Source organism: Streptococcus sp. 79 (genome assembly GCF_013277425.1).
In the GTDB taxonomy this organism is placed as follows: Bacteria; Bacillota; Bacilli; order Lactobacillales; family Streptococcaceae; genus Streptococcus; species Streptococcus pseudopneumoniae.
This window is the reverse complement of record NZ_VMMW01000101.1, coordinates 1-1,118: the sequence shown is the minus strand read 5'-3', so window position 1 is coordinate 1,118 and position 1,118 is coordinate 1. Positions and strand designations below refer to the sequence as shown.

Below are 1,118 nucleotides of genomic sequence, written 5' to 3'. Positions count from 1 at the left end.
ACAATACAAGAAAAACGGGTATACTATTGTTGAGAAAATAAGAGGGAGAGTACCTAAAATGGGACGTAAGCCAAAAAAGAGACCTGAAGAGAGAACAGAATTAGAACGTCTTCAAGCAGAAAATGAGTACCTGAGAGCGGAGAATGCCATCCTAAAAAAGTTAAGAGAACTCCGATTGAAGGAGGAAAAAGAGAAAGAAGAAAGACAGAAATTGTTCAAGAATTAATGACTGATTTTTCGTTAGATATTCTTCTAAAAGCCATTAAATTAGCTCGTTCGACCTACTACTATCACTTGAAACAGCTAGACAAACTAGATAAGAATCAAGAGCTTAAAGCTGAAATTCAATCCATTTTTATCGAACATAAGGGAAATTATGGTTATCGTCGGATTCATTTAGAACTAAGAAATCGTGGTTATCTGGTAAATCATAAAAGAGTTCAACGCTTGATGAAAGTACTCAATTTACAAGCTAAAATGCGACAGAAACGAAAATATTCTTCTCATAAAGGAGATGTGGGTAAGAAGGCAGAAAATCTCATTCAACGTCAATTTGAAGGCTCTAAAACAATGGAAAAGTGCTACACAGATGTGACAGAATTTGCCATTCCAGCAAGTTCTCAAAAGCTTTACTTATCACCAGTTTTAGATGGCTTTAATAGCGAAATTATCGCCTATAATCTTTCAACTTCACCCAACTTAGAACAAGTAAAAACGATGTTGGAACAGGCCTTCACAGAGAAACGCTACGAGAATACGATTCTCCATAGTGACCAAGGCTGGCAATACCAACACGATTCTTATCATCAGTTTCTTGAAGGTAAGGGAATTCAAGCATCCATGTCACGTAAGGGTAACAGCCCAGACAATGGTATGATGGAGTCCTTCTTTGGCATTCTGAAATCGGAGATGTTTTATGGTTATGAGAAGTCATTTCAGTCGCTTAAGCAATTGGAACAAGCCATTGTAGACTATATTGATTACTACAACAATAAACGAATTAAGGTAAAACTAAAAGGACTCAGTCCTGTACAATACAGAACTAAATCCTTAATCTTATGCGTTTTGTTATGCAAAAATCACTGGAGTTTCCATACATATTAAGAGGAAATAGTTGA

The 1,118-nt window shown here is 36.0% G+C and carries 1 pseudogene; it reads left to right on the top strand.

The window, feature by feature from the left end:
* Positions 1-1,104, top strand: a pseudogene (locus HT729_RS10805) (IS3 family transposase); the annotation flags it as partial.
* Positions 1,105-1,118 lie beyond the last annotated feature (14 nt).